Consider the following 6172-nt stretch of genomic DNA (forward strand, 5'->3'; position numbering starts at 1 on the left):
GCTTTGGCGAGAGTGGCCATATCGGATCCGGTAGGTGGTTGGATGCCTTGTCCCCCCCGAAGTGAGCAAGGCCTATGCCACCTCTGCCCCACCAAAAGGGAATGGTGCTTGGCACAGGCATTGCTGACAGTCATGTAACGCCGCCAATCCGAGACCCTCACATGCTTTACTCCACCTACCAGGCCCAACACATGTTGATGGAACCCTGGCGCGATGCAGCCCAGAGCTTCTCGACCTGGCTGCACAAGGCCCTGCCGGCAGGCCCCTCGGTGGCCAGCCATGAAGAACTGGCGGCCGGCGGTGCCTTCGTGCGCAGCCTGGCCGCGGCGGCCGATGTCTTCTCGCGCATGCGCCTCACGCACCATCGCCCGCCTTTCGACATCCCCTCGGTCGTGTCCCAGGGCAAGACGTACACCATCACCGAAGAGGCCGTGATGACCACGCCCTTCGGCACCCTGCTGCGCTTCAAGAAGGACGGCGGCCCCGAACAGCCCCGCGTGCTGCTGGTGGCGCCCATGTCGGGCCACTTCGCCACCTTGTTGCGAGACACCGTGCGCACCTTGCTGCAGGACCACGACGTCTTCATCACCGACTGGCACAACGCCCGCGATGTGCCGCTCAAGCACGGCCGCTTCGGCCTGGACGACTACACCAGCCACCTGATCCGCTTCCTCGACAAGATGGGCCCGGGCTCGCACATGATGGCCATCTGCCAGCCTTGCGTGGCCGCGCTGGCCGCCACCTCGCTGATGGCACAGGATGGCCACCCCGCGCAGCCGCGCAGCCTCACGCTCATGGCGGGCCCCATCGACTGCCGCGTCAACCCGACCTCGGTCAACGAGCTGGCCACCAGCAAGCCCATGAGCTGGTTCGAAGAAAACATGATCCACAAGGTGCCCTGGACGCAGCGCGGCGCCGGCCGCAAGGTCTACCCGGGCTTCGTGCAGCTCACCGCCTTCATGGGCATGAACCGCGATCGGCACATCAAGGCCTTCGAGGACATGTACGCCCACATTGCCGCGGGCGAACACGAGAAGGCCGCGCACACCCAGGCCTTCTACGAAGAGTATTTCGCCGTGGCCGACCTGCCCGCCGAGTTCTACCTGGAGACGGTCGGCAAGGTCTTCCAGACCTACGACCTGCCCCGCGGCGTGCTGACCCACGGTGGCGAAGTGGTGGACCCCAGCGCCATCCGCCGCACCGCGCTGATGACGGTGGAGGGCGAGCGCGACGACATCTGCTCCATCGGCCAGACCGTGGCCGCGCAAGACCTCTGCACCGCCGTGCGCCCCTACTGGCGCACCCAGCACGTGCAGACCGGCGTGGGCCACTACGGCGTGTTCAGCGGCCGCCGCTGGCAGAACGAGATCTACCCGCGCGTGCGGGACATGGTCCACCAGACCGCCATCTGACCTGACCGGCTCAGCCCCGAGGCTCCTTCACCGCTTCCTCCAGCTGCTGGATGGCGGCCGGGTCGTCGATGGTGGTGAGGTCGCCCGTGGCGCGGCCCTCGCACACGGCCTGGATGGCGCGGCGCAGCAACTTGCCCGAGCGCGTCTTGGGCAGGGCGCCGACGAAGTCGACCCGGGCCGGGCGGGCCAGGGCGCCCAGCAGGCCATCGACCGTTTTCATGATCTCGGCCTCCAGGGCCTGACGACCGGCCTGCGTGCTGGTGCGCTGCGCATCGCGGGCCACCACGAAGGCGCGTGCCACCTGGCCCTTGAGCGCATCGGCCACGCCCACCACGGCCACCTCGGCCACGCCGGCATGGCTGCTGACGGCCTCTTCGATCTCGCGCGTGCCCAGGCGGTGGCCGGCCACGTTGATCACGTCGTCGGTGCGCCCGAGGATGAAGTGGTAGCCATCGGCGTCCTTCAGGCCCCAGTCGAAGGTGTTGTAGACGGCGCGCTCGGGCGGCAGTTGCGGGAAGCTGCGCCAATAGGTTTGCACATAGCGGGCATCGTCGCCCCAGATGGTTTGCAGGCAGCCGGGCGGCAGCGGGTAGCCGATGGTCAGCACACCCTTCTGGTTGGGCGCGGTCAGGGGCTCGCCCGTGAGGTCGTCGAGCAGCTTGACGTCGTAGCCGGGCATGGGGATGCCGGGGGAGCCCAGCCGGGTTTTGAGCGTCGGGTCCACGCCGCGGGCCAGGCTCAGGATGGGCCAGCCCGTTTCGGTCTGCCAGTAGTTGTCGACGATGGGTTTGCCGATGGCCTCTCCGATCCAGGCGGCCGTGGGCTCGTCCAGGGGCTCACCGGCCAGGAAGAGGTGCTTGAGGCTGGAGAGGTCGTGCCGCTTCAGGCATTCGGGATCCTGCTTCTTCAGCACCCGGATTGCCGTGGGGGCCGAGAACATCACGCTGACCTTGTGCTTCTCCACCAGCTGCCACCAGATGGCGGCATCGGGCCGGGTGGGCAGACCCTCGTAGATGATGGTGCTCATGCCGGTCAGCAGCGGCCCGTAGACGATGTAGCTGTGGCCCACCACCCAGCCGATGTCGGAGGTGCAGAAAAACACCTCACCGGGCTTGCCGCAGAAAACCTGGTCCATGGAGGTGGCCAGGGCCACGGCGTAGCCGCCGGTGTCGCGCTGCACGCCTTTGGGCTTGCCCGTGGTGCCGCTGGTGTAGAGCGTGTAGCTGGGGTGGGTGGCCTCGACCCAGGTGCAGGGCACGGTGGCATCGAGCACGTCGCGGCGTGCGGCCTTGTAATCGACGTCACGCGGCTTGACCATGCTGGCCGAGGCCAGCCCCCGGTTCACCAGCAGCACGTGGGGCACGCGGTGACGGCATTGGTCGAGGGCGTCGTCCAGCAGGGGCTTGTAGGCGATGACCTTGCCGCCGCGCGAGCCGGCGTCTGCCGTGACGACGACGGTGGGGCGGGCGTCGTCGATGCGGCTGGCCAGGGCGTGGCTGGCAAAGCCCCCGAACACCACCGAGTGGATGGCACCCAGGCGCACCGTGGCCAGCATGGCGATCACGGCCTCGGGGATCATGGGCATGTAGAGCAGCACCCGGTCGCCCTTGCCCACGCCCAGCTGCTGGAGGATGGCGGCCATGCGCTGCACCTCCACAAAAAGCTGGCCGAAGCTCAGCGTGCTCTCCTGCCCGGTTTCGGTGGAGACGTGGATCAGGGCGGGCTGGTCGGGCCGCTCGTGCACGTGGCGGTCGACCGCGTTGTGGCACAGGTTGGTCATGCCGCCGGGAAACCAGCGGGCGAAGGGCGGGTTGCGGGTGTCGCAGACCTGGCCAAAGGTGCGGTGCCAATCGATGCGGGCGGCCTGTTCGCGCCAGAAGGCGTCGCGGTCGTCCAGGGAGCGGCGGTACAGCGCGGCGTAGTCCATGAGCAAAGGTCCCTTGCGCCCTCATGAGGGGCGTTGTTGTGGACCCATGCTATTCAGAAATTGTCCCCCATGTCATGGGGGGTATCCCACGTCGGGAATTCATGTTGACCTTGGTCAAGCGACTGATCCGAATGGCCGATGCCCAGGCTTCAGATGAAGACCGCGGCCCGCCTCAGGATCAGCAGGCCGAAGAAGCACAGCCCCAGCACCACGCCCCATTTGAGCAGTTGCATGGCGCGTTGCCGCCAGACGGCCTGGCCCGTGAGCGTGTGGACTGCCATGCACACGAGGAAGCCGATGCCCAGCAGCATGGCGGCGGTGCGGAACAGGATCATGGTGTGTGGCCCGCGCTTGGGGCGCTCACCAGGCCGGGGCCAGTTCGGCCAGGCCGCGCGGGGCCTTGGCCTCGTCGTCGAAGCTGACGATCTCCCAGGCGTCCTTCTGTTCGAGCAGGGCGCGCAGCAGCAGGTTGTTCATGGCGTGGCCCGACTTGTAGGCCGTGTACGAGGCCAGCAGGGGGTGGCCCACCACGTAGAGGTCGCCGATGGCGTCGAGGATCTTGTGCTTGACGAACTCGTCGTCGTAGCGCAGGCCATCGCTGTTGAGCACACGGCGGTCGTCAACCACGATGGCGTTGTCCATGCTGCCGCCCAGGCCCAGGCCGCGCGATCGCATCACCTCGAAATCCTTGGCAAAGCCGAAGGTGCGGGCACGGGCGATGTCGCGCTTGTACTGCCCGGAGGCGAAGTCGAACTCGACGCGCTGGCCGGTCTGGTCGACGGCGGGGTGGTCGAAGTCGATCTCGAAGGCCAGCTTGTAGCCGTGATGGGGCTCCAGGCGCGCCCACTTGAGCGTGCGGCCTTCGCCATCGCGCACTTCCACAGGCTTGAGCACGCGCACGAACTTCTTCGGTGCCTTTTGCAGTTCGATGCCGGCGCTTTGCAGCAGGTAGACGAAGGCGGCCGAAGAGCCATCGAGGATGGGCACTTCTTCGGCCGTGATGTCGATGATCACGTTGTCGAGACCCAGGCCGGCGCAGGCGGACATCAGGTGCTCGATGGTGTTGACCTTGGCCGCACCCGGATCTCCCCCCGGCGAGATGGTGGTGGCCATGCGGCAGTCGCACACCGAGGTGGTGTTCACCGGGATGTCGACCGGCTGGGCCAGGTCGACCCGGCGGAAGACGATGCCGGTGTTGACCGGGGCCGGGCGCAGCGTCAGCTCGACGCGCTGGCCGCTGTGCAGGCCCACGCCCACGGCGCGGGTCATGGATTTCAGGGTGCGTTGTTGCAGCATGCCCGCATTATCGCGGCAGTGCAGCAAAACGGTGGTGAAGAAGGGTGATCGCCGCGATAGGCGGGATCACTCGCTGACTTCGACCGTGCGCCCGTTGAGCGGCTGAACCGGCCGCGCGTTGTGGGCGTAGGCGCGCCCGAACCGGGCGATCTGGGCGGCCGAGGCCTGGGCCGGCTCCTTGAGCACGAACCAGTTCACGCCTTCCGAGCAGGGCGGCGTGGTGAGCGAGCCTGCAAAGTGGTAGTAGCCCTTGTGCTCGGGCAGCAGGGCGTTGAGGTCGATGGCCACGCCGGGCACGGCGGTGGGTTCACCCTGGTGCTGGGGCAGGTTGTCGAAAATGGCCTGCAGCAGGGGCTTGGCCTGGCCCTTGTCCAGCAGCACCGCCACCACGGCCAGGTGGCCTTCGGCGTCCTTGTGGACCAGGTGGGCCACCATGGCGTAGGCCTTGCCGTTCACGCGTTCTTCGCTGGGCTTGTGGAAGTGGAACTGCACCAGCTCGTAGCGGTGGCCGCCGACCTCGATGTGGCTGCCCGGTGCGTAGTTCACCTGGATGGTGTGGCCGTTGTCGACGATGTTCAGCGGCGAGGTCTGGTAGTCGAACCGGATGTCGCCCAGGCCGGCGTGGGGCAGGGCCTGCGTCGAGATGTTGATGGGCGACTGCTCATGACCGGCGCTGCAGGCGGAGAAGCCTTCGTCGACCGCTGCCCAATGGGCCGGGCCGTGGGCGCCGCTGTAGCCCCAATGGACGTGCGGGGCGTGTGGTGCCTGGGGGGCGGGTTCAGCCTGGGCGGCAAAGGCGCTGGCGCCAGCCAGGGTGAGGGTGCTCAGCAGCAGGGCGAAGATGCGGGTGGGGCGCATGGTGTCGAGGTGGCTCAATGGTCCGAGGGTGGATGACAACCCGGCCGGGCCGGATGCCCGTTCGGGGAGCTGCCATTGTGTTTGTCGCCCCGTCTCGCCTGCGTGAAGCAGCGTAAAGCTGGCCTGCTGTTTTGTAATGCTGGATTACAGAGTGTGGCTGCGGTCGCCATGCAAAAAGCCGATGGCGTCGAACCAGTCGCCCTTCACGAAGCCGATCACCTTGAAGAGTTCGCCCATCTCGTGTTCGGCCACCAGCATCTGCAGGGCCTGGCGGGCCTTCAGCTCCTCGGCGGTGCTGGACTGGCCGATGGCCGAAAACGCCTCGCCCAGCCCGCAGTTCGCCAGGAAGCGGCCCTGGCTGGTGTAGCCCAGCACCTCCCAGCCGGTCTCCTGGCCGGCCAGGGCGATGCCGGTGAAGTTGACGTGGGCGGTGATGTCCTTGGCGCCGACGCCCTGCAGCGGGTCGGGGTCGGCGGTGTGCAGGTGGTGGCACATCAGCGTGCCGCCGTGGCGCTGGGGCAGGTAGTACTCGGCCTCGGGGAAGCCATAGTCCATGAAGAAGGCGGCGCCACGGGTCATGCGCTGGGCCAGCGTGGCCACAAAGGCCTCGGCCTGGCCGTGGGTCTCGGTGACGGTGCCGGGCGCGAACGCGCTGTCGGGGTGCTCGGTGGGCGGGCGC

6 protein-coding genes are annotated in these 6172 nt (G+C 67.6%); 1 reads left to right on the top strand and 5 read right to left on the bottom strand.

Translation table 11 applies throughout. From position 1 onward, the window contains the following. Positions 1-161 precede the first annotated feature (161 nt). Positions 162-1412, top strand: coding sequence for a polyhydroxyalkanoate depolymerase (locus tag QZ994_RS18090; protein ID WP_290876913.1), 1251 nt, complete (start codon positions 162-164; stop codon positions 1410-1412). Between the two features lie 10 nt (positions 1413-1422). On the opposite strand, the gene QZ994_RS18095 is transcribed toward QZ994_RS18090, so the two are convergent. From QZ994_RS18095 to QZ994_RS18115, 5 genes are all read right to left on the bottom strand, one after another. Further along, positions 1423-3339 carry a propionate--CoA ligase gene (locus tag QZ994_RS18095; RefSeq protein ID WP_290876916.1) on the bottom strand — a complete coding sequence of 639 codons (1917 nt, stop codon included), beginning with the start codon at positions 3337-3339 and terminating at the stop codon, positions 1423-1425. Between the two features lie 149 nt (positions 3340-3488). Further along, positions 3489-3674 (bottom strand): hypothetical protein, encoded by a 186-nt coding sequence (locus tag QZ994_RS18100; RefSeq protein WP_290876919.1) that lies wholly within the window; start codon positions 3672-3674, stop codon positions 3489-3491. A gap of 25 nt (positions 3675-3699) precedes the next feature. Next, the gene (gene lpxC, locus QZ994_RS18105; RefSeq protein WP_290876922.1) at positions 3700-4635 is read right to left on the bottom strand and encodes a UDP-3-O-acyl-N-acetylglucosamine deacetylase; all 936 of its coding nucleotides are present in this window, start codon (positions 4633-4635) and stop codon (positions 3700-3702) included. A gap of 66 nt (positions 4636-4701) precedes the next feature. Next, positions 4702-5493, bottom strand: coding sequence for a carbonic anhydrase (locus QZ994_RS18110; RefSeq protein ID WP_290876925.1), 792 nt, complete (start codon positions 5491-5493; stop codon positions 4702-4704). Positions 5494-5637: 144 nt separating this feature from the next. Continuing rightward, the coding region (locus QZ994_RS18115; RefSeq protein WP_290876929.1) for an SAM-dependent methyltransferase at positions 5638-6172 on the bottom strand (535 nt) is incomplete at its 5' end.

The sequence above is a fragment of the Aquabacterium sp. genome, from assembly GCF_021768455.1.
Taxonomy (GTDB): Bacteria; Pseudomonadota; Gammaproteobacteria; order Burkholderiales; family Burkholderiaceae_C; genus Aquabacterium.

Excerpts from the sequence above, each read along its gene's own strand:
- QZ994_RS18090 (WP_290876913.1), top strand. The coding sequence starts at position 162 with ATGCTTTACTCCACCTACCAGGCCCAACACATGTTGATGGAACCCTGG.
- QZ994_RS18095 (WP_290876916.1), bottom strand. The coding sequence starts at position 3,339 with ATGGACTACGCCGCGCTGTACCGCCGCTCCCTGGACGACCGCGACGCC.
- QZ994_RS18110 (WP_290876925.1), bottom strand. The coding sequence starts at position 5,493 with ATGCGCCCCACCCGCATCTTCGCCCTGCTGCTGAGCACCCTCACCCTG.
- QZ994_RS18100 (WP_290876919.1), bottom strand. The coding sequence starts at position 3,674 with ATGATCCTGTTCCGCACCGCCGCCATGCTGCTGGGCATCGGCTTCCTC.
- lpxC (WP_290876922.1), bottom strand. The coding sequence starts at position 4,635 with ATGCTGCAACAACGCACCCTGAAATCCATGACCCGCGCCGTGGGCGTG.